This is a genomic window from Tabrizicola aquatica, assembly GCF_002900975.1.
In the GTDB taxonomy this organism is placed as follows: Bacteria; Pseudomonadota; Alphaproteobacteria; order Rhodobacterales; family Rhodobacteraceae; genus Tabrizicola; species Tabrizicola aquatica.
Genome location: NZ_PJON01000002.1, coordinates 174,539 through 194,632 on the forward strand (window position 1 = coordinate 174,539; position 20,094 = coordinate 194,632).

The 20,094-nt window shown below is 66.4% G+C and carries 19 protein-coding genes and 1 pseudogene; 11 read left to right on the forward strand and 9 right to left on the reverse strand.

Going from position 1 to position 20,094, the window contains the following annotated elements:
• Window positions 1-13: 13 nt before the first annotated feature.
• The 3 genes from CXR42_RS09240 to argH form a co-directional block, all read right to left on the reverse strand.
• A complete protein-coding gene (locus CXR42_RS09240; protein WP_103257260.1) occupies window positions 14-334 on the reverse strand; it encodes a DUF2834 domain-containing protein in 321 nt (106 codons plus the stop codon).
• Window positions 331-468, reverse strand: a complete 138-nt coding sequence (locus CXR42_RS19500) for a hypothetical protein (RefSeq protein WP_180996014.1) — start codon at window positions 466-468, stop codon at window positions 331-333. The genes CXR42_RS09240 and CXR42_RS19500 overlap by 4 nt, the downstream gene beginning before the upstream one ends.
• Window positions 469-531: 63 nt before the next feature.
• A complete protein-coding gene (gene argH / locus CXR42_RS09245) occupies window positions 532-1,935 on the reverse strand; it encodes an argininosuccinate lyase (protein ID WP_103257261.1) in 1,404 nt (467 codons plus the stop codon).
• A 10-nt stretch (window positions 1,936-1,945) separates the two neighbouring features.
• Between argH and CXR42_RS09250 the strand changes: the two genes are divergently transcribed.
• Window positions 1,946-2,497 carry a TlpA family protein disulfide reductase gene (locus CXR42_RS09250; protein ID WP_245875427.1) on the forward strand — a complete coding sequence of 184 codons (552 nt, stop codon included), beginning with the start codon at window positions 1,946-1,948 and terminating at the stop codon, window positions 2,495-2,497.
• Here the strand turns inward: CXR42_RS09250 and CXR42_RS19940 are convergent.
• From CXR42_RS19940 to CXR42_RS09270, 4 genes and pseudogenes are all read right to left on the reverse strand, one after another.
• Window positions 2,498-3,121: pseudogene (locus tag CXR42_RS19940) on the reverse strand (RES family NAD+ phosphorylase).
• Window positions 3,003-3,791, reverse strand: a complete 789-nt coding sequence (locus tag CXR42_RS09260; RefSeq protein ID WP_103257263.1) for an exodeoxyribonuclease III — start codon at window positions 3,789-3,791, stop codon at window positions 3,003-3,005. The pseudogene CXR42_RS19940 and the gene CXR42_RS09260 overlap by 119 nt, the downstream one beginning before the upstream one ends.
• A gap of 63 nt (window positions 3,792-3,854) precedes the next feature.
• Complete coding sequence (locus CXR42_RS09265; RefSeq protein WP_103257264.1) at window positions 3,855-4,163, reverse strand: hypothetical protein; 309 nt, start codon at window positions 4,161-4,163, stop codon at window positions 3,855-3,857.
• A gap of 390 nt (window positions 4,164-4,553) precedes the next feature.
• Window positions 4,554-5,240, reverse strand: a complete 687-nt coding sequence (locus CXR42_RS09270; RefSeq protein ID WP_103257265.1) for a response regulator transcription factor — start codon at window positions 5,238-5,240, stop codon at window positions 4,554-4,556.
• Window positions 5,241-5,380: 140 nt separating this feature from the next.
• Here CXR42_RS09270 and ribA point away from each other — a divergent pair, with 140 nt between their 5' ends.
• The 3 genes from ribA (at window position 5,381) to CXR42_RS19900 (ending at window position 8,979) form a co-directional block, all read left to right on the forward strand.
• The gene (ribA, locus tag CXR42_RS09275; RefSeq protein WP_103257266.1) at window positions 5,381-6,469 is read left to right on the forward strand and encodes a GTP cyclohydrolase II; all 1,089 of its coding nucleotides are present in this window, start codon (window positions 5,381-5,383) and stop codon (window positions 6,467-6,469) included.
• Window positions 6,466-6,969 (forward strand): L,D-transpeptidase family protein, encoded by a 504-nt coding sequence (locus tag CXR42_RS09280; RefSeq protein WP_103257267.1) that lies wholly within the window; start codon window positions 6,466-6,468, stop codon window positions 6,967-6,969. The genes ribA and CXR42_RS09280 overlap by 4 nt, the downstream gene beginning before the upstream one ends.
• A 132-nt stretch (window positions 6,970-7,101) precedes the next feature.
• Entirely contained in the window at window positions 7,102-8,979 is a 1,878-nt protein-coding gene (locus CXR42_RS19900) for an amylosucrase (RefSeq protein ID WP_103257268.1), read from the forward strand.
• Between the two features lie 438 nt (window positions 8,980-9,417).
• Here CXR42_RS19900 and CXR42_RS09290 read toward each other — a convergent pair whose 3' ends face one another.
• The gene (locus CXR42_RS09290) at window positions 9,418-10,077 is read right to left on the reverse strand and encodes a YggS family pyridoxal phosphate-dependent enzyme (protein WP_103257269.1); all 660 of its coding nucleotides are present in this window, start codon (window positions 10,075-10,077) and stop codon (window positions 9,418-9,420) included.
• A gap of 101 nt (window positions 10,078-10,178) precedes the next feature.
• On the reverse strand, window positions 10,179-11,075 hold the full coding sequence (locus CXR42_RS09295) for a porin (protein ID WP_103257270.1): 897 nt from the start codon (window positions 11,073-11,075) through the stop codon (window positions 10,179-10,181).
• A gap of 268 nt (window positions 11,076-11,343) precedes the next feature.
• Here CXR42_RS09295 and CXR42_RS09300 point away from each other — a divergent pair, with 268 nt between their 5' ends.
• The 7 genes from CXR42_RS09300 (at window position 11,344) to urtB (ending at window position 20,060) form a co-directional block, all read left to right on the forward strand.
• Entirely contained in the window at window positions 11,344-11,877 is a 534-nt protein-coding gene (locus tag CXR42_RS09300; protein ID WP_103257271.1) for a DUF3576 domain-containing protein, read from the forward strand.
• A gap of 133 nt (window positions 11,878-12,010) precedes the next feature.
• Window positions 12,011-14,638, forward strand: coding sequence for a leucine--tRNA ligase (gene leuS, locus CXR42_RS09305; protein ID WP_103257272.1), 2,628 nt, complete (start codon window positions 12,011-12,013; stop codon window positions 14,636-14,638).
• The gene (gene lptE, locus CXR42_RS09310; RefSeq protein WP_103257273.1) at window positions 14,625-15,110 is read left to right on the forward strand and encodes an LPS assembly lipoprotein LptE; all 486 of its coding nucleotides are present in this window, start codon (window positions 14,625-14,627) and stop codon (window positions 15,108-15,110) included. The genes leuS and lptE overlap by 14 nt, the downstream gene beginning before the upstream one ends.
• A complete protein-coding gene (gene holA / locus CXR42_RS09315; RefSeq protein WP_103257274.1) occupies window positions 15,107-16,120 on the forward strand; it encodes a DNA polymerase III subunit delta in 1,014 nt (337 codons plus the stop codon). The genes lptE and holA overlap by 4 nt, the downstream gene beginning before the upstream one ends.
• 2 nt (window positions 16,121-16,122) lie before the next feature.
• Window positions 16,123-16,458 (forward strand): hypothetical protein, encoded by a 336-nt coding sequence (locus CXR42_RS09320; protein ID WP_103257275.1) that lies wholly within the window; start codon window positions 16,123-16,125, stop codon window positions 16,456-16,458.
• Between the two features lie 323 nt (window positions 16,459-16,781).
• Window positions 16,782-18,023, forward strand: coding sequence for an urea ABC transporter substrate-binding protein (urtA, locus tag CXR42_RS09325; RefSeq protein WP_425444858.1), 1,242 nt, complete (start codon window positions 16,782-16,784; stop codon window positions 18,021-18,023).
• 198 nt (window positions 18,024-18,221) lie between these two features.
• Window positions 18,222-20,060 carry an urea ABC transporter permease subunit UrtB gene (gene urtB, locus CXR42_RS09330; RefSeq protein ID WP_425444859.1) on the forward strand — a complete coding sequence of 613 codons (1,839 nt, stop codon included), beginning with the start codon at window positions 18,222-18,224 and terminating at the stop codon, window positions 20,058-20,060.
• Window positions 20,061-20,094 lie beyond the last annotated feature (34 nt).

Here is a 20,094-nt window from a genome sequence, read left to right on the forward strand (position 1 = left end):
GCGCGGAACGCGCTCAATGCGATGGGCGGCCCGAGCGGAGGAACAGGTACAGGGGTAGCCCGCAGCTGACGCCGATGCAAAAGGTCGCCGGGATCGCGACCAGATGCGCCCAGGCGCGGCGGCTGATCGCCTCGGCCAGGATCCACACGGTCAGCGCGATGGCGGCAATGGTCAGGTCCCAGGTCAGCCCGGTGGTCGAGGCATTGACGTACCAGGCGTCGATCAGGCCGCCCAGACCTGTCCCGGTCTCGCGCATGTGTTTCAGGAACCAGTACATCGGATGCACCGCGCCCCAGACCGCCAGCGCCAGGAAGGTCAGCCGCAGCGGGGTCAATTGACTGACACGACGCCGATCTGCGCCTCACCCGTGATCGAGATGCCGGGCTTGGTCGGCGCTTGCGGCTCTCCATCCGCGCCGCAGGCGGTCAGGGCCAGGCAGGCAAGAAGGGGCAGGATCAGGCGGGGCATGGGAACCTCATATGCTTTGGCGGGAAGGTGGCAGGCCGGTGGGCCGCTGGCAAGGTCCGGGTTTCAGCCCAGCGCCGCCTGCCAGCGCGCCACCTGCTCGCGCACCCGGTCGGGCGCGGTCCCGCCATAAGAGGTGCGGCTGCGGACCGAGTTGTCCACGCCCAGAACGCCAAAGATCTGGTCCGTGATGCCGGGATGGACCGACTGCATGTCGGCCAGCGTCAGGTCGGGCAGGTCGCAGCCCTTGGCCTCGGCCATCGCGACCAGCGTTCCGGTGACGTGGTGCGCCTCGCGGAAGGGCAGGTTCAGCGCCTTGACCAGCCAGTCGGCCAGATCCGTCGCGGTCGAAAAGCCCGAGGCGGCAGCGGTCCGCAGCACCTCGCGGTTGGCGGTCATGTCGCTGACCATGCCGGTCATCGCGGCCAGGCCGAGCATGAGGGAATCCGCAGCGTCAAAGACCTGTTCCTTGTCCTCTTGCATGTCCTTGGAATAGGTCAGCGCCAGGCCCTTCATCACGGTGAACAGCGCCACGGTCGCCCCCAGGATGCGGCCCAGTTTCGCGCGGAGGAGTTCGGCCGCGTCGGGGTTCTTCTTCTGCGGCATGATGCTGGACCCGGTGGTCCAGCGGTCCGACAGGCGCACAAAGCGGAATTGGGCGCTGGACCAGATCACCAGCTCTTCGGCAAAGCGCGACAGGTGCATGGCACAGATGCTGGCGGCGGACAGGAACTCCAGCGCGAAATCTCGGTCGCTGACCGAATCCAGGCTGTTCGCCGTGGGCCGGTCGAAGCCCAGCGCCTGTGCGGTCATGTGGCGGTCGATCGGGAAGCTGGTCCCGGCAAGGGCGGCGGCGCCAAGCGGGCATTCGTTCATGCGGCGGCGGGCGTCCTCGAACCGGCTGCGGTCGCGGGCCAGCATCTCGACATAGGCCAGCATGTGGTGGCCCCAGGTCACGGGCTGGGCGGTCTGCAGGTGGGTGAAGCCGGGCATGACCCAATCGGCCCCGGCGTCGGCCTGTTTCAGGAACGCCTGCATCAGCCCGGTCAGCCCGGCGATGGCCTGGTCGCACTGGTCACGGACCCAGAGGCGGAAGTCGACGGCCACCTGGTCATTGCGGCTGCGGCCGGTATGCAGGCGCTTGCCGGCCTCGCCGATCCGTTCGGTCAGGCGGGCTTCGATGTTCAGGTGAATATCCTCAAGCGCGGGGGTAAAGGGGAACTGTCCGGCCTCGATCTCTGACAAGATCGCGAGCAGGCCTTCCCCAATCGCTTCAGCATCCTTATTGCTGATGATGCCCTGCGCCGCCAACATGGCGGCATGGGCCCGGCTGCCTGCGATGTCCTGCGCATAAAGCCGCTGGTCGAACCCGATCGAGGCGTTGATCGCCTGCATGATCGCGTCCGGCCCGGCCGAGAAGCGCCCGCCCCACATCTGGTTGGCGGAGGTGGAATCGGGGGTGGCGGTCATTGTGGCCTCGATGGGTGAAAACGTGCGGAAAATTCTGGTCGTCCTCTACACGGCCTTCCTGATCGGTGCAAACGCGGCTTCGGCCGATGTGGCTGCCCTGCGTGAGGGCGACATGAAGAAGCTGGCGCTGCATGCGCAGCCGGTGGACATCCCCGAGGTCGTGCTGCTGGACGCTGCGGACGGCGAGCATAGCCTGGCGGACTATCGCGGCAAGTGGGTGGTCCTGAACTTCTGGGCCACCTGGTGCGCCCCCTGCCGGCGCGAGATGCCCTCGCTGGACCGGCTGCAAGCCGCCCTGCCCGAGATTGCGGTGGTGCCGGTGGCGACTGGCCGGAACGCGGTGGCGGGGATCGAACGCTTCTACGCCGAGGCCGAGGTGAAGCTGCTGCCGGTCCTGCGCGACCCATCATCCGAACTGGCGCGGGGCATGAGTGTCATGGGCCTGCCGGTGACGGTGATCCTGAACCCCGAGGGGCAAGAGGTCGCCCGCCTGATTGGGGACGCGGAATGGGACAGCGACAGCGCCAAGGCGGTGCTGGCCGCGCTGGTGGCAGGCCAGTAGTCAGCCATCCAGAAGCCGGGGGTCGAAGTCGAAGGGTTCGACCCGCAGGACCTTGACCCGGCCCATATCCGGGTGGCGCGGGTTCAGGATCACGTTTGCCTCCAGCGGCACGACGTTGCTTGGGACGCTTAGCGCCAGACAGTCCTGGCTTTGCAGCCAGGCGTCGCCCAGGGGGCGCGTCTTGTCCTACGGCATGGCGCCGGGAAAGCCCGAGATGCGGCACAGCGCGTCAGGCAGATCGTATTCCACCGCCCTTTGGACCGGGACTTTCCCCTTCCGGCGCCGGTCGCGGGGCAGGTTCACGAAAACCTCCAGGGCCGCCAGCGCAAGGGACGAGGCGCAATAGACCGCCGGCAGGCCAGGGCTGTTCCACCGGCCGCCATGTTTGCGCGTGCCCTCACCGGACAGGCCGGGAAGCTGATCGGGATCGACCAATTGCCACAGACGCACCACTTCCCCCATGTTTCCGCAATGCGTCAGCGGGGGAAGCGGCAAATTGTTCCCGTCAGAGGTCGAACGTCGCCAGAACCGGGACGTGGTCGCTGGGCTGCTGCCAGCCGCGCACCGGGCGCAGGATGCGGCTGGAATGGGCGGCGTTCGCGATATCCGGCGTCGCCCAGACATGGTCCAACCGGCGGCCCTTGTCGGCGGCATCCCAGTCGGGGCTACGATAGCTCCACCAGCTGTAAAGCCGGCCCTGGGGAATGTCTTTGCGGGTGATGTCCTGCCAACCGCCCGACTCCATCACCTGGCCCAGATGGTCGACCTCGACCGGGGTGTGGCTGACGATCTTCAAGAGGGCCTTGTGGTCCCAGACGTCATCTTCACGCGGGGCGATGTTCAGGTCGCCGACCAGGATCGCCTTTTCCGGCGGCTCGGCGTGGAAATGGTCGCGCATGTGGGTCAGGAAATCCAGCTTCTGGCCGAACTTCACGTTCTGCGCGCGGTCCGGGATGTCGCCGCCTGCGGGCACATAGAAATTGTGGATCGTGACCCCGTTCTCCAGCCGCCCCGCGACGTGGCGCGCATGGCCCAGGGTGGCGAAGTCATGCCCCCCCACATCTTCAATGGGCAGCTTCGACAGGATCGCAACGCCGTTATAGCCCTTTTGCCCGCGCGCGACGATGTGGCTGTAGCCCAGGGCCCGGAACCCCTCCAGCGGGATCAGTTCGACCGGGCACTTGCATTCCTGCAGGCACAGCACATCCGGTGCCTCTTCGGTCAGAAGGCGCGAGACCAGCGTTTCGCGCAGGCGGACCGAGTTGATGTTCCAGGTGGCAAGGGTGAAGGGCATGGGCGGGCTCCTGGCTGCGGCGGTGGACCCTAGGGCCGACCGCCGCAAGGCTCAAGCCCCGGATCAGTCGGTCAGGGTGTAGGTGCCCAGTTCGCACAGGTTCTGGGTATCCTCGGCCTCGCCACCCTCGACCGAGACATAGCGCATGTCGTATTCGCAGACGTCCAGGCCATCGGCGATGGTCACCTCGCCCGCGACACCCGGATCGACCGGAGCGAACAGGATGTTCTCGCCCCATTCGGCGGCACCGACCTGGGAGACATACATCTCGACAATGGTGTGCGAGCTGTCGTTGACAAGGGTGAACACCATGTCTTCGGCAAGCGAGGGGGTCGCGGCAAGGGCCAGGACAGCGGCGAGGGCGATACGCATGAAATCTCCATCAAGGCCGCAGACTGTCTGCGGATGGCTGCTTCTAGCCGGGGAATTGTGCAATCCCAATGGCAGATGCACGCCAAGTCGATGGCTTTGCAGATAAAAAAAGGCCGGGCAAGAAGCCCGGCCAGGTCCAACAGGGAGGATGCCGCGCCATAACCCCGACGCGACCAGGGGAACTGCCTGCACAACCTGTGCATGTTCAAAAGGTAGCAAGCGAATCCGGCAACAATAAGCCCTAGACCGCAAGATTTTTGGGCTGTTGCATGGCAGACGCAGCTACCGTTGCACCGCGACCACAAAAATGCCCGGCAAACCCTTCAGGGCCGCCGGGCCAGTTCCAACAGGGAGGTGCCGCGTCAAGACCCCGACGCGGCCAGGGGGTTCCTAGGCCACCAGCCGGTAGCCGCCGCTTTCGGTCACCAGAAGCCGCGCGTTCGAGGGGTCGGGCTCGATCTTCTGGCGCAGGCGGTAGATGTGCGTCTCAAGCGTGTGGGTGGTCACGCCAGCGTTGTAACCCCAGACCTCGTGCAGCAGGACATCCCGCGCCACCACACCGGACTGGGCGCGGTAGAGGTATTTCAGGATGTTGGTTTCCTTTTCGGTCAGGCGGATCTTCTTTTCCTTCTCATCCACCAGCATCTTCTGCGCTGGCTTGAAGGTATAGGGCCCCATCTGGAACACCGCATCCTCGGACTGTTCATGCGTCCGCAATTGCGCGCGGATGCGGGCCAGAAGGACCGGGAACTTGAAGGGCTTCGTCACATAATCATTCGCGCCGGCATCCAGGCCCAGGATCGTGTCGCTGTCGGTGTCGTGGCCGGTCAGCATCAGGATCGGGCACTTGACGCCCTGCTTGCGCATCCGGCGGCACAATTCGCGGCCGTCGGTGTCGGGCAGGCCGACGTCCAGGATCACCAGGTCGAAAAGGCCGGCCTTCACCTTTTCCATCCCATCGGCACCGGTTCCGGCCTCGAACACGTCGAAGTCCTCGGTCATCACCAACTGCTCGCTCAGCGCCTCGCGCAGGTCGTCGTCGTCATCGACAAGCAGGATCTTTCGCAGTCCGGGCATGGTTTCCCTCCGTCGCTTCTGGGGTTCAGATGCGCCCCGATCACGGCTGCAGCAAGATTTGCTACCGATTTCTCACGCGGTCGTGTCGCCCTGCTGGGGAATGTTTCAATTTCGTCATCCGGCAGCTAAGGATAAGCGCCATGAGCCTGCGTCTTTCCATTGCCGAACGCCTGACCCGTGCCCGGGCCGACCTGCGCATGGGCGTTCCCGTGGTGCTATGCGGTGCAGCGGGCGCGGCGCTGGTTGCTGCGGTCGAGGCGCTGGATGCCGACCGGCTGGCCGACCTGCGCGGCTTTGGCGCTCCGGTCCTGGCGATCACCGCGCGTCGGGCCGAGACGCTGAAAGCCCGCGCCTATGACGGTGATCTTGCCCGCATCCTGCCCCCGGCGGATGCCGACCTGGCCTGGCTGCGCGCGGTTGCGGACCCGGCCGATGATCTGCGGGTGCCGATGAAGGGGCCGCTCACCTCGGCCCGCGATGGCCGGGCGGACCTGCACCGCGCCGCGCTGCTTTTGGCCAAGACGGCGCATCTGCTGCCAGCCGCTCTGCTGGTGCCAGTGCCCGATGCGCTGCGGCTTGCCACTGAACACGGCCTTACCCTGCTGGTGCTGGAGGAGATCGCCCCCGCCCTTGCCGCCCTGTCGCCGCTGGCCGAAGTCGTCTCGGCCCGGGTGCCGCTGGTCGCGAGCGAGGCGGGCCGCGTCCATATCTTCCGGCCCGACGACGGCGGCGACGAGCATTACGCCATCGAGATCGGCCGCCCCGACCGCACCCTGCCGGTGCTGGCCCGCCTGCACTCGGCCTGTTTCACCGGCGACGTGCTGGGGTCGTTGAAATGCGACTGCGGCCCGCAACTGCGCGCGGCCCTGGCCCAGATGGGCGAGGAAGGGTCCGGCGTGCTGCTCTACCTGAACCAAGAGGGCCGGGGCATCGGCCTGGCCAACAAGATGCGCGCCTATTCCCTGCAGGATCAGGGGTTTGACACGGTCGAGGCGAACCACCGCCTGGGGTTCGAGGATGACGAGCGCGACTTCCGGATCGGGGCCGAGATCCTGCGCAAGCTGGGCTTCTCTGCCGTGCGCCTGCTGACGAACAATCCGAAGAAGCTGGCGATGATGGAATCCTGCGGGCTGCATGTGGTGGAACGGGTGCCGCTGAAAGTGGGCGAAACCGCGCAGAACCGGGCCTATCTGGCCACCAAGGCCGCGAAATCGGGGCATATGCTGTGAAGGCCACGGATCTGGTAGTCACGCCCATGGGCTTGCGTTTTCTGGGCCGTCGGTTTCCCTGCACCATCGGGCGCAGCGGGATCGTGCCGGCCGGGGCCAAGCGTGAGGGCGACGGGGCAACGCCCGCGGGGGTGCATCGGCTGGTCGGGATGCTGTACCGACCCGACCGCCTGACCCGGCCCGCCGACTGGGCGCTGCCAATCGACACCTGCGACCTGTGGTCCGACGATCCGCGCGACGAGGATTACAACCTGATGGTCCGCGCCCCGCATGGCTTCAGCCACGAACGCCTGCGCCGGGCCGATCCGATGTATGATCTGGTGATCATCACCGACTGGAATTGGCCTCACGCTGACCCCGGGCGCGGCTCGGCGATCTTCATCCACCAGTGGCGCCGCCCCGGCGCGCCGACCGCAGGCTGCGTCGCCCTGCCCCGCCGCGCGCTGCACTGGATCGCCCCCCGCATCACCCATCAGACCCGGCTGATCATCCGGGCGTGACCGCGCGCCTAGGCGACACGGACCCTTCAAGGGTCCGTCCGATTTCTTTAAGAAATCGGCGGGGCGCTTCGGCTCAATCCCCTTTCCAAACCGCTTTGGATTGCCTAGTCTCGCCCAAACAGGGAGGAGCCCATGGCCAGAACGCCGTCCGTCGCGGATGACGAAATCTTCAACCTGCGGCATGCCCGCTCGGCCCCTGACCTCTTCCCGATGCTTGAGGCGCTGTATGGTGCCCGGTCTGATTATGCCGCGTTCCGCGACAAGCTGGTGAAGGCGCTGAAGAAAGGCTGGGAGGAACGTCCGGCCGACCTGAAGCGGTTGGACCTGGCCCGCGACCTGGAGCCGGACTGGTTCCAGCGGCCCGGCATGGCGGGCTATGTCTTCTATATCGACCGTTTCGCCGGAACCCTGCGCGGGATTCTGGACAAGCTGGATTACCTGGACGATCTGGGCGTCACCTATGTCCACCTGATGCCCTGCCTGAAGCCGCGGCCCGGTGACAGCGATGGCGGCTACTCGGTGATGGACTACCGCCAGATCAACCCGGCCTTCGGCACGATGGAGGATTTCGAGACGGTCGCCACCGCCCTGCGCGCCCGGGGGATCTCGCTGTGCGTGGACCTGGTGCTGAACCACACCGCGAAGGAACATGCCTGGGCGAAGAAGGCGGCGAAGGGGGATCCGAAGTATCAGGACTATTACCTGATGTTCGACAACCCCGACCTGCCGCAGCAGTACGAGCGGACGCTGGTCGAGGTGTTCCCCGACAACGCGCCGGGCAACTTCACCCATTACCCCGACATCGGGAAATGGGTCTGGACCACCTTCAACGAACACCAGTGGGACCTGAACTGGGCCAACCCGGCGGTGTTCCTGGAGATCGTCGAGGTCATGCTGTTTCTGGCCAACCGGGGCGTGGACGTGCTGCGGCTGGACGCGGTGGCCTTCATGTGGAAGCGGATGGGCACGCGCTGCCAGTCGGAGCCCGAGGTCCACATGCTGCTGCAGGCCCTGCGGGCGTGCAGCCGGATCGCCTCGGCCGCGGTTCTGCACCTGGAGGAGGCGATCGTCGCGCCGGCAGAGATGCTGCCCTATCTGGGACGCGGCAAGCATGACGGGAAAGAGGGGAACCTGGCCTACCACAACAGTCTGATGGTGCAGTTCTGGTCCTCGCTGGCCACTCGGGACACCCGGCTGATGAGTCACGTGCTGGCCACCCACTTTCCCGACCGGCTGACGAACGCGACCTATGCGACCTATATCCGCTGCCACGACGACATCGGCTGGGCGGTGACGGATGAGGATGCGGCGGCGGTGGGGTTGTCGGGGCATGGGCATCGGGGCTTTCTGTCCGACTTCTATGAGGGCAGCTTTCCCGGCACCTTCGCGACGGGTGAGCTGTTCCAGGTGAACGAGGCGACGGGGGACAAGCGGATCTCGGGGTCCTTCGCGTCGCTGGCGGGGCTGGAGCGGGCGGCTGACCCGGCGGGGGTCGAGATGGCGGTGCAGCGGATCCTGATGGGGCACGCGCTGATCGCGGCCTGGGGGGGAATCCCGCTGATCTACATGGGGGACGAGCTGGCGCTGACGAACGACTACAGCTACCGCGACGACCCCCACCTGGCCCATGACAGCCGGTGGGTCCACCGGCCCCGGATGGACTGGGGGCTGGCGGAGACGCGGCATTCGGGGGACACGCCGGCCAGCCGAGTCTTTTGGGGGACGAAGGCGATCCTGGCGCGGCGGAAGGCGGTGCCGGCGCTGCATGGGGGGGTGCCGGTGCGGGTCGCGGCGGCGGGGAATCCGGGGGTGTTCGCCTTCCAGCGGGTCGCGCCGACGGGGGTTCTGCTGGCCCTCTTCAACTTCACCGAACACTGGCAGGAGGTGCCCGAGGGGTGGGCCCGGGCGCTGGGGGTGGGGGAGATGCGGGACCTTCTGTCGGACCAGCGGGTGGAGACCCACCACGGGCAGATCGTGCTGCCCCCCTATGCGCGGGTCTGGCTGGTCTGACTCTGTCCACGGTGGACATTTTCTGATGTTCCCGCGTTTCCAATGGGTTAGTCGCGGGCGTTAGGGATTTGTTAAGGGGTGCTGGCGGGGGTTCCTGCCGGTGGGGTGCGCTGGAAGCACACCCTACGCCGGGGCCTGGCGTGGCCTGAGTGGGCGGGTTGGTTGAGGTGCGGTTGGCGGGGGAGTCGGGGCACGCCCCGACCTACGGGGTGGTGGGTCGGATGCGGGTGGTTGGTCGGGGAGTCGGTTGAGGCGCGGTCTGCGGCGTGCGGGTGCTTGGCGGAGTCGGGGGCAGGCCCCGGGCTGCGGGATTGGTGGGTGTGGTGCGGGCTTTGGCGGGGGAGTCGGGGCAAGCCCCGACCTACGGGGCCGGGGAGTGTCGGTCGGTGAGGGGCGCGCTGCGAGGGAATGGTGGGGCGCGTCGGGGTTAGGCCCGCGTTAAGGGGTGGGGTAGGTGCGGGCGCCGAAGATGGCGCTGCCGACGCGGATGTGGGTGGCGCCGTGGGCGATGGCGACCTCAAAATCGCTGCTCATCCCCATCGACAGGCCGGATAGCCCGTGATCGGCGGCCATGCGGGCGAGCACGGCGAAATGCGGGGTGGGGTCCTGATCTTCGGGCGGGATGCACATCAGGCCATGGGGCGACAGGCCCAGACCCGCGCAATCGCGCAGGAAGCCGGGCAGGTCGGCGGGCAGGACGCCGGCCTTTTGCGGCTCTTCCCCGGTATTCACCTGGACGAAAAGCTGCGGCAGCGATCCGCGCGCCTGGCCAAGGCTGGCCAGTTTCTGCGCCAGTGAGGGGCGGTCCAGCGTGTGGATGGCATCGAACAGATCAACGGCCAGCTTGGCCTTGTTGGTCTGCAAGGGGCCGATCATGTGGACCTGCAACGGGCCATAGGCGGCGCGCCAGTCGGGCCATTTCCCGGCAGCCTCTTGCACGTAGTTTTCGCCAAAGACGCGGTGACCCTGGTCCAGCACGGCCTGCACCCGTTCGGCCGGTTGCACCTTGGAGACGGCGATCAGCGTGACCGAGCCTGCGGCCCGCCCCGCCGCCTGTTCCGCCGCGCGCACCCGCGCGAGAATCTGGTCCAACCCCATGATGCCGCCCCCTGTCTGCTGCCGGGCAACCTAATCGCAGGGCCGGAAAAGAAAAGAGCGGGCGCAAGGCCCGCTCTTTCCGTTCGTCTGATCCCGAAGGATTAGAACGAGAACTTCAGACCGATGTCGGCGAAGATCGGGTCGTCGCCAATGTCGTTGCGCTGCTGAACGATACCGCCAGCCAGGGTCGCACCGCCACCCAGGTCGTAGGCAGCGCCCAGACCGATGTGCTGGGTGTCAACGCCGAGGAACACACCGTTCAGACCGAAGTCGGTGTAGAAGCCGGTGATGGTGGTCGCGCCGGTGACATAGTCAACCGACAGAGCGTAAGCGGTATCCAGCAGGGCGTTGTCGCTGTCCGAGATGCGGACTTTGACGGTTGCCGGGCCGAAGGTGGCCGAACCACCGAGGTGGATACGCTCTTCGGTGTCCGAGGTTTCCCAGCCCAGAGCGACCGAGTAGCCATCAGCAGCGTACTTCACACCGATGTTGGCGGCGTCAGCGGTGTCAACACCACCGAACTCGTCCGGGTAGTACAGCTGGCCAATGCCCAGACCGAAGGTCAGAGCGCCGGCGCTGTACTCGTAGTACAGAGCGGTCTTGTCGGTGCCGATGAAGGAGATTTCCTGCAGAGCGTCGTTCGGGCCGTAGCCAACGCCCGAGACCTGACCGACGAGAGCGTCAGCAGCGCCCGACACGTCGCCCATGGTCAGCTTGCCGAAAGCGCCCGAGATGTAGACGGTCGAGTCACCGTTTTCCGAACCGCCAACGCCCGACTGGTCGTTACGGACCGAAGCGCCGAACGACAGGCCCGAGTCGGTTTCGCCCGAAGCGGTGAAGACGATACGGATACGCGACGAGAAGAACGTTTCGCCGTTGGTGCCCTGGGTTTCGTCATAGACCAGACCCATGCGAGCCGAGCCCGACAGAGCGATTTCCGCGGAGGCAGCACCGGCAAACATCACCAGGGCGCTGGTCGCGAGAAGAACCTTTTTCATGTTTTTCCCTCTTTCCTTCAAGGTAAGCCCTCCGCAGGGGAATCCGCAGCGGGAATGGATCGTATTTCATCCGCAGCGCCCCGGATTGCAACGCCAACAGCCCGCGCCGCGCAAAACGGCCCAAATCTGGTGCAGACATGCCACAGGTCGGGATGGCCTGACCCCCACCCTTCCTGACTCGCGCGCGAGGCTGTGCGTGAGGCGAAAGCCCTTGGCAGGCCGGGGGCGCTGGGCTAGACAGCAGGTCATGCAAAGGCGGGATGGACGGATGAACTTGCAGCGGGTCGCACGCATTGGTCTGGCAACCGGGCTGGTCGCCTTTCTTTCCGCCTGCGGTGGCGGGGGGCTGTTCAACCGGGGCGGCGGGTTGCCGACCGAGGACCAACTCTCGCGCCAGGAGCGGGCCGATGCCCAGCGCGCGGCGAACCGGGCGGCAAACCCGGACCGCGAGCGGGGCAGCACGATCTGGGACCTGTTCTCGAACTCGGACGATCCGAACACCACGGTCGAGGTCAACAAGTACATCTGGCAGGCCAGCCTTGAGGTGCTGAACTTTCTGCCCGTCGAATCGGTGGACCCGTTCACCGGGGTCATCGTTACGGGGTATGGCCGGCCTCCGGGCGGCGGTCGGGCCTATCGCGCGACGATCTATGTGCAGGACCCGGCGCTGGATGCGCGCAGCCTGAAGGTGGCGTTGCAGGGCCAGGGCGGCGGTGCGGTCGCGCCGGAAACCGTGCGGGCGGTCGAGGATGCGATCCTGACCCGGGCGCGGCAGTTGCGGGTGCGCGACAGCAAGCTGTAAGCCGCTTGGCGCCTGGCAGGCCCCGGGGCGCTGCCCCGGACCCCGGGATATTTGCAGACAGAAAATGGAGCGGGGTGGACCTTTTCGCCGCGATCCGTGTAATTCAGCCCGGCAAGCAGTGAGAGGCCCTCTGATGTCGCGCTATGACCCTTCGGTGATCGAACCCAAATGGCAGGACGCCTGGGAGGCGGCGGGGGCGTTCACGGCGCGGCGCGATCCGGCGCGGCCGAAGTATTATGTGCTGGAGATGTTCCCCTATCCCAGCGGGCGCATCCACATGGGGCATGTGCGCAACTATACGATGGGGGATGTGGTCGCGCGCTACAAGGCGGCCTGCGGGTTCAGCGTGCTGCATCCGATGGGCTGGGACGCCTTCGGGATGCCGGCCGAGAATGCGGCGATGGAGCGGGGGGGGCATCCGAAGGATTGGACCTACGGCAACATCGCGGACATGAAGGCGCAGATGAAGCCTTTGGGGTTGTCGATCGACTGGTCGCGCGAGTTGGCGACCTGTGACCCGGAGTATTACGGCCAGCAGCAGGCGATGTTCATCGACATGATGGAGGCCGGGCTGGTCTACCGGAAGGCCGCCGTGGTCAACTGGGACCCGGTGGACATGACGGTGCTGGCCAACGAGCAGGTGATCGACGGCAAGGGCTGGCGGTCGGGTGCTGCGGTGGAGCGGCGCGAGCTGACGCAGTGGTTCTTCAAGATCAGCGATTATTCCGAGGAACTGCTGAGCGCCCTGGACGGGCTGAAGGACTGGCCCGAGAAGGTGCGTCTGATGCAGGCGAACTGGATCGGCAAGTCGCGCGGGTTGCAGTTTGCGTTCGAGACGGTGGGCGCTCCGGCCGGGTTCGAGCGGCTGGAGGTCTATACGACGCGGCCGGATACGTTGATGGGCGCCAGCTTTGCGGCGATCAGCCCGGATCATCCGCTGGCCAAGGCGCTGGAGGGTGATCCGGCGGTGGCCGAGTTCGTGGCGAAGTGCCGCAAGGGCGGGACCAGCGCCGAAGAGATCGAGACGGCCGAGAAGATCGGCTATGACACCGGCATCCGGGTGAAGCATCCGTTGGACCCGAACTGGGAACTGCCGGTCTGGATCGCGAACTTCATTCTGATGGATTACGGCACCGGGGCGATCTTTGGTTGCCCGGCGCATGACCAGCGCGACTTTGACTTTGCCACGAAATACCGGTTGCCGATCAAGCCGGTGTTCACGGCGGATGGCAGCGACGCGGATCTGGACGAGGCTTTCGTGCCGATGAAGTCGGAGAAGGTCCATTACATCCGGGGCTTTGCCGGCGAGACCGTGCAGACCGGGGACGAGGGCGTGGCGACGGCCATCGCCCATGCCGAGGCCAACGGCTATGGCCAGGGCGTCACCAAGTTCCGGCTGCGCGACTGGGGGGTTTCCCGCCAGCGCTATTGGGGCTGCCCGATCCCGGTGATCCACTGCCCGACCTGCGGCGTGGTGGCCGAGAAGAAGGAAAACCTGCCGATCGAATTGCCCTACGACGTCAGCTTTGACGTGCCGGGCAACCCCTTGGACCGGCACCCGACCTGGCGCGACTGCACCTGCCCCAAGTGCGGGGCCAAGGCGCGGCGCGAGACGGACACGATGGACACGTTTGTCGATTCGTCCTGGTACTATGCCCGCTTCACCGCGCCGCGGTCGACGACCCCGACCGTGGCCGAGGATGCCGAGTACTGGATGAACGTCGACCAGTATATCGGCGGGATCGAGCATGCGATCCTGCACCTGCTGTATTCCCGCTTCTTCGCCCGGGCGATGCACAAGACCGGCCATCTGCCGAAGAAGGCCATCGAGCCGTTCAATGCGCTGTTCACGCAAGGGATGGTGACGCACGAGATCTACAAGACGACCGACGCGGCGGGGCGGCCGGTCTATCACCTGCCCGAGGACGTGACCGCCTTCAACATTGCCGACCGCCGGATCGTGGTGCGGGGCAATGAGCCACCGCCTTTGGACATGGTCGACGATGTTGACGCGTTCATCCGCGCCCTGAGCGACGAGGGGCTGCTGGTCGAGGTCATCCCTTCGGCCAAGATGTCGAAGTCGAAGAAGAACGTCGTCGATCCGATGAACATCATCGCCAGCTTCGGCGCGGATACGGCGCGGTGGTTCGTGATGTCGGACTCTCCGCCCGAACGGGATGTGGAGTGGACATCCTCGGGCGCGGAGGCGGCGTTCAAGCATCTGTCGCGGGTCTGGGCACTGTGTTCCCGGATCGGCGAGATGCCGGCCGACCACAAGGGCGAGGGCGACGCGGAGTTGGCGCGGGCCACGGCCCGGGCCATCGACGAGGTGACGAAGGGAATCGACGGCTTTGCCTTCAACAAGGCGATTGCCAGCCTGTATGCCTTTACCAACACCATCGCGAAGGCCAATGCCTCGACCGCGACGATGAAGGAGGCGATCCGCATCCTGGCGAAACTGATGTCGCCGATGGTGCCGCATATCGCCGAGTCGATGTGGACCTATCAGGGCGGCGCGGGTCTGTGCGCACAGGCCCCCTGGCCCAAGGCGGACCCGGCATTGCTGGTGGCTGACACGGTGACCCTGCCGATCCAGATCAATGGCAAGCGCCGGGCGGAAATCAGCGTGCCAAAGGATATGCCCGTGGCCGAGGTTGAAAAGCTGGCGCTGGCGGATGAGGATGTGATCAAGTTCCTTGCCGGTCAGCCGGTGAAGAAGATCATCGTCGTGCCGGGCCGCATCATCAATGTCGTCGTATAGCCGCCGCTTTGTCCTTTTTGCCCCGCTGGCCCTGGTGGCTTGCGGGTTCACCCCGGCCTATGCGCCGGGCGGGGGCGCGGACAAGCTTTTGGGCACGATCTGGGTGCAGGACCCGACCACCAAGGCCGGGTTTGACCTGGTCGAGCGGCTGGAAGAGCGGTTGGGGCGGCCCGAGGACATTCGCTATGACCTGGGATATACCATCACGACCGAGGCCGTGGGCGTCGGCATCACGACCGAAAACCAGATCACCCGGTTCAACCTGAAGGGCGTGGTCGACTGGACGCTGACCGAGCGCGCCTCGGGGGTGAAGGTGGCCAGCGGGCGGGTGCAGAACTTTACCGCCTATTCCGCGACCGGATCGACCATCGCCGGGCTGGCGGCCGAAGAGGACGCGGCGTTCCGGCTGATGCGGATTCTGGCGGACCAGATCGTCGCGCGGCTGATTGCCGTCTCGGCCCAGTTGCCATGATCCTGAAGGGGGCCGAGGCCGCGCGCTATTGCGCAAAGCCCGATCCTGCGCGTCCGGGCCTGCTGATCTTTGGCGTCGATGCGATGCGGGTGGCGCTGAAGCGGCAAGAGGCGATTGCGGCGCTGGTCGGCCCCGAGGGCGAGGCGGAGATGCGGCTGACGCGGATGTCGGGCGCGGACCTGCGAAAGGATGGCAGTCTTTTGCTGGATGCGATCAAGGCGGTCGGGTTCTTCCCCGGTCCTCGGGTCGCGTTTCTGGAAGAGGCGACGGATGGGCTGGCCGATACAGTGGCGGTGGCGCTGAAGGAGTGGCGCCCCGGCGATGCGGTGATCGTGGTCACGGCGGGCAACCTGACGGGGAAGTCGGCGCTGAAGGGGCTGTTCGAAAAGCATCCGGCGGCGGTCTGCATCGGTCTGTATGACGAACCCCCGGGCCGGGAAGAGATCGAGGCCGCGCTGAAGGCGGCGGGGCTGGTCGATATCGACCGTGAGGCGATGAACGACCTGAACACCCTGGCCCGCGCGCTGGACCCCGGCGATTTTCGCCAGACGCTGGAGAAGATCGCGCTGTACAAATACGGCGATGCGACGCCGCTGACCCCTGCGGATGTGGCGGCGATGGCTCCGGCCACCATCGAGGCCGAGGTGGACGACCTGATCGACGCCGTGGCCGAGGCGCGGGCGGGGGCCATTGGCCCGCTGTTCCGGCGGCTGGAGGGGCAGGGGGTCAATCCGGTGACGATCTGCATCGGCGCGTTGCGGCACTTTCGCATCCTGCATGCGGCGGCGACCGATCCCGGTGGGCCGGGCGTCGGCATCCAGCGCGCGCGGGTGAACTTCAAGCAGAAGGACGCGATGGGGCGGCAGGCCGGGCAATGGGGCGTGCGGGTGCTGGAGGCGGCGGTGGCGGTGCTGGTCGAGACCGACCTGACGCTGCGCTCGTCCAGCAAGGCGCCGGGCATGGCGCTGATGGAGCGCGCGCTGATCCGAATCGCGATGATGCGGAGATAGGCATGGCGAAACGCGACCCCACCCCGATCGAGGCTTTCCTTGCCCCCCTGGCCCGCCACGCGCAAAAGCTGCGCGAGGTAGAGGGGCTGGTGTTCTGGGGCGGGGCCGAGGGTTGGGACGCTAACCCGTCCGAGGCACTGGAGGCCGAAGAGATCGCCTTTTATGCCGAGGGGTTGCTGGAGGATGGCTTTCGGATGCGCTGGTCGCTGATGGCCAGCGCCGATGCGCCCGGCCTGGCCGACCACCTGCGGCTGGAGTTCTGGCAGGACGACAGCCCGCCCCCCGACCTGCCGGCGGGCTGGATCGCGCTGGACCAGGGCCTGTGGTCCGGCGGCTGAGCGCACAGATTTCACGCTGCAGCGCAGAATACCGCCCATAATTGCAGCAACTGCGTCCGGACGCGGCAGCGCGGCGCGACGGTGATTGCCGGCTGTACGCCCCCTGCCCTTTCCTGACAGCGCACGGCCCAACCGGGGCCGGGGTGTGCGGTGGCGACTGGTCTTGGCGGACGTCACCACCGCACGGGTGCAACCAGGGTTGCCGTCCGGATATGGACCTTGTCCCGCGAAAGGGAAGGGTCAGAGGCGGCAGGGAAACAGGGGATCACGACATGAAGCTTTCCAGACGCACGCTTTTGTCCAGCGCCGCAGCCGCCGCTGCGATGACCATGCCACGCTTTGCCTTCGCGCAGGCCGAGACGATCAAGGTCGGCGTGCTGCACTCGCTTTCGGGCACGATGGCGATTTCCGAGACGACGCTGAAAGACACCATGCTGATGCTGATCGAACAGCAGAACGCCAAGGGCGGGCTTCTGGGCAAGCAGCTTGAGGCGGTGGTGGTGGACCCGGCCTCGGACTGGCCGCTGTTCGCCGAAAAGGCGCGCGAGTTGCTGACCGTGTCGAACGTCGATGTGATGTTCGGCTGCTGGACCTCGGTGTCCCGGAAATCCGTGCTGCCGGTGATCGAGGAATTGAACGGCCTTCTCTTCTACCCCGTCCAGTACGAGGGCGAGGAATCGTCGAAGAACGTGTTCTACACCGGCGCCGCGCCGAACCAGCAGGCAATCCCGGCGGTCGACTATTACCTGGAAGAGCTTGGCGTGCAGAAGTTCGCGCTGCTGGGCACCGACTATGTCTACCCGCGCACCACGAACAACATCCTGGAGGCCTACCTGATCTCGAAGGGCATCCCGAAAGAGGATATCTTCGTCAACTACACCCCCTTCGGCCATTCGGACTGGTCGAAGATCGTCGGCGACGTGGTGGCATTGGGCGCGGACGGCAAGAAGGTCGGCGTCATCTCGACCATCAACGGCGATGCGAATATCGGGTTCTACAAGGAACTGGCGGCTGCGGGCGTCACCGCCGATACGCTGCCTGTCGTCGCCTTCTCGGTCGGCGAGGAAGAGTTGTCGGGCCTCGACACCACCAATCTGGCGGGCCATCTGGCGGCATGGAACTACTTCATGTCGGCCGACACCCCGGAAAACGCGGCCTTCATCGCGGCGTGGAAAGCCTTCATCAAGGATGACAAGCGCGTCACCAATGACCCGATGGAAGCCCATTACATCGGCTTCAACATGTGGGTGAACGCGGTGACCGAGGCGGGCACGACCGAGGTCGACATGGTGCGCGAAAAGATGTGGGGCCAGAAGTTCCCGAACCTGACCGGGGGCATGGCCGAGATGCTGCCGAACCACCACCTGACCAAGCCGGTCCTGATCGGCGAAATCCGGGCGGATGGCCAGTTCGACATCATCAGCCAGACCGAGCCGGTCGCGGGCGACGCCTGGACCGACTTCCTGCCGGAATCGGCGGTGCTGGATGCCAACTGGAAGGATCTTCAGTGCGGCATGTACAACACCGAGACCAAGACCTGCGTGCAGCTGACCTCGAACTACTAAGCTGACCCTGACGGGCCGGGCATCTTCCCCTTTCCCTTGCGGGACAGGGGCTTGCCTTCCTGCCTGGCCCGTCACTCCCCCTTTTGTCCCGGACGCCCCATGCGCCTGACCGCCCTTATCCTCACGGCCCTTTGTTGGCTTGTGCCCTTGCCGGCCCTTGCCCAAGAGGCGGCGCGGATCGTCGATGAAAACCGCGCGATGATCGAAAAGCCGTCGCGCCAGACCATCGGGCCGGTGATCGCCGCGCTGGCGGGCAGCGGCGATCCGATGGCGGATGACATCCTGACGGCCTGGGCCGACAAGCGGCTGGTGGTGCGCAAGGCAGACGGGGCGATGTTCCTGGCGGTGGCCGAGGGTGAGGGCTTTGCGCTGACCGCGCTGGACGGCACGCCTGGCGGGACCGCTGCCAAGGCGGATGTGACCGAGTTGAAGCCCAACGCCGGGGTGCGCGGGCTGATCGAGACCGCGCTGGTGCAGTTCACCCTGTCCGATCCCGATCCCGCGCGGCGGGCCGAGGCGCTGACCTCGATCGCGCGCGACCCCACGGCCGAGGCGCTGGCCCCCCTGCGCGCCTCGATGCAGGCCGAGGCCGACCCCGCGCTCAAGGCGCAGAAGGAGCGGCTGGAGCGGTTCCTGACGCTGCGCTTTGATCCCGATCCGGCGGCGCGGGTGGCGGCCATCGAGTCGCTGGGTGCCGATACCGCGCTGGACGTGCGCGGGGCGCTGAACCCCTTGCTGGCGACGCGCCGGGTGGCGGTGTCCGGCACCCCGGACGGGAATGTGGCGCGCGAGTTGATCCCCGGGCGCGACCTGACCGAGGTGGAGGCCTATGAGCTTCTGGTCGCAGGCGGGCTCGCGCCGGCCCGGCTGACGCTGGAGGAACAGCGGGCCGCCCTGGTGGCGAATATCGACGCCGGCTCGGTCGGCGGGGTGCCGGTGGCCGCGCTGGACAGGCAGGCGGCGCGGGACCGGGCCTATACGGCGCTGGAAGCCTCGGGCGCGGTGCCGGTGGCAGCGACGGATGACGAGGCGGCCGCGGCGCTGGCGGCGCACCGGTTCTATGAGGTTTATGCCGAGGCAGAGCCCGCCGTGACCGAAGCGGCCGCCGCTGCGCTGGCGCGGATCGACCGCAAGGTCGGGCTGATGCAGGCCGCTGACCTGGGGCTGGATGCCCTGTCGCTGGCCGCGATCTATTTCCTTGCCGCCATCGGGCTGGCCATCACCTTCGGCGTCATGGGCGTGATCAACATGGCGCATGGCGAGTTCATCACCATCGGCGCCTATACCGGGTTCGTGGTGCAGCTTTTCGTGCCGGACTACACCCTTTCGATCCTGATCGCATTGCCCTTGGCCTTTGCCGTCACCTTCGGTGCGGGCGTGGCGATGGAGCGGCTGGTGATCCGCCACCTCTACAAGCGGCCGCTGGAGACCTTGCTGGCGACCTTCGGCATCAGCATCGCCTTGCAGCAGATCCTGAAGAACGTCTTTGGCACCCAGGCCCGGCCGCTGACCGCGCCGGGCTGGCTGGACGGGGCGCTGGTGTTCAACGATGTCGTCTCGATCAGCTATATCCGCATCGCGATCTTCGTCCTGGCGCTGATCTTCCTGGGCTTCTTCCTGTGGCTGATGAAGCGCACGCGCCTGGGGCTGGAGGTGCGCGCGGTGACGCAGAACCCCGCCATGGCGGCCAGCATGGGGATCAACCCGGACCGGATCAACATGCTGACCTTCGGCCTCGGCAGCGGCATCGCCGGGATCGCGGGGGTGGCGATCGGGCTTTACGCCAAGGTCACGTCCGAGATGGGGGCGGATTACATCGTGCAGTCGTTCATGACGGTGGTCGTGGGCGGGGTGGGCAATGTCTGGGGCACGCTGGCCGGGGCGACGATGATCGGGTCGCTGCAAAAGGTGATCGAGTTCCTGAACCCCGCCAACACCCTGGCCGCGCAGACCTACATGATCCTGTTCATCATCCTTTTCATCCAGTTCCGGCCAAGGGGCATCATCGCCCTGCGCGGCCGCGCGGCGGGGGACTGATCCATGACATTTTCTGTCCAGAAACATCCCGGGG

Excerpts from the sequence above, each read along its gene's own strand:
- CXR42_RS09295 (WP_103257270.1), bottom strand. The coding sequence starts at position 11,075 with ATGAAAAAGGTTCTTCTCGCGACCAGCGCCCTGGTGATGTTTGCCGGT.
- lptE (WP_103257273.1), top strand. The coding sequence starts at position 14,625 with ATGTCGTCGTATAGCCGCCGCTTTGTCCTTTTTGCCCCGCTGGCCCTG.
- CXR42_RS19900 (WP_103257268.1), top strand. The coding sequence starts at position 7,102 with ATGGCCAGAACGCCGTCCGTCGCGGATGACGAAATCTTCAACCTGCGG.
- urtA (WP_425444858.1), top strand. The coding sequence starts at position 16,782 with ATGACCATGCCACGCTTTGCCTTCGCGCAGGCCGAGACGATCAAGGTC.
- CXR42_RS09265 (WP_103257264.1), bottom strand. The coding sequence starts at position 4,163 with ATGCGTATCGCCCTCGCCGCTGTCCTGGCCCTTGCCGCGACCCCCTCG.
- leuS (WP_103257272.1), top strand. The coding sequence starts at position 12,011 with ATGTCGCGCTATGACCCTTCGGTGATCGAACCCAAATGGCAGGACGCC.
- CXR42_RS09320 (WP_103257275.1), top strand. The coding sequence starts at position 16,123 with ATGGCGAAACGCGACCCCACCCCGATCGAGGCTTTCCTTGCCCCCCTG.
- CXR42_RS09250 (WP_245875427.1), top strand. The coding sequence starts at position 1,946 with ATGGGTGAAAACGTGCGGAAAATTCTGGTCGTCCTCTACACGGCCTTC.
- ribA (WP_103257266.1), top strand. The coding sequence starts at position 5,381 with ATGAGCCTGCGTCTTTCCATTGCCGAACGCCTGACCCGTGCCCGGGCC.
- CXR42_RS09290 (WP_103257269.1), bottom strand. The coding sequence starts at position 10,077 with ATGGGGTTGGACCAGATTCTCGCGCGGGTGCGCGCGGCGGAACAGGCG.
- CXR42_RS09270 (WP_103257265.1), bottom strand. The coding sequence starts at position 5,240 with ATGCCCGGACTGCGAAAGATCCTGCTTGTCGATGACGACGACGACCTG.
- CXR42_RS19500 (WP_180996014.1), bottom strand. The coding sequence starts at position 468 with ATGCCCCGCCTGATCCTGCCCCTTCTTGCCTGCCTGGCCCTGACCGCC.
- urtB (WP_425444859.1), top strand. The coding sequence starts at position 18,222 with ATGATCGAAAAGCCGTCGCGCCAGACCATCGGGCCGGTGATCGCCGCG.
- CXR42_RS09300 (WP_103257271.1), top strand. The coding sequence starts at position 11,344 with ATGAACTTGCAGCGGGTCGCACGCATTGGTCTGGCAACCGGGCTGGTC.
- CXR42_RS09260 (WP_103257263.1), bottom strand. The coding sequence starts at position 3,791 with ATGCCCTTCACCCTTGCCACCTGGAACATCAACTCGGTCCGCCTGCGC.
- argH (WP_103257261.1), bottom strand. The coding sequence starts at position 1,935 with ATGACCGCCACCCCCGATTCCACCTCCGCCAACCAGATGTGGGGCGGG.
- holA (WP_103257274.1), top strand. The coding sequence starts at position 15,107 with ATGATCCTGAAGGGGGCCGAGGCCGCGCGCTATTGCGCAAAGCCCGAT.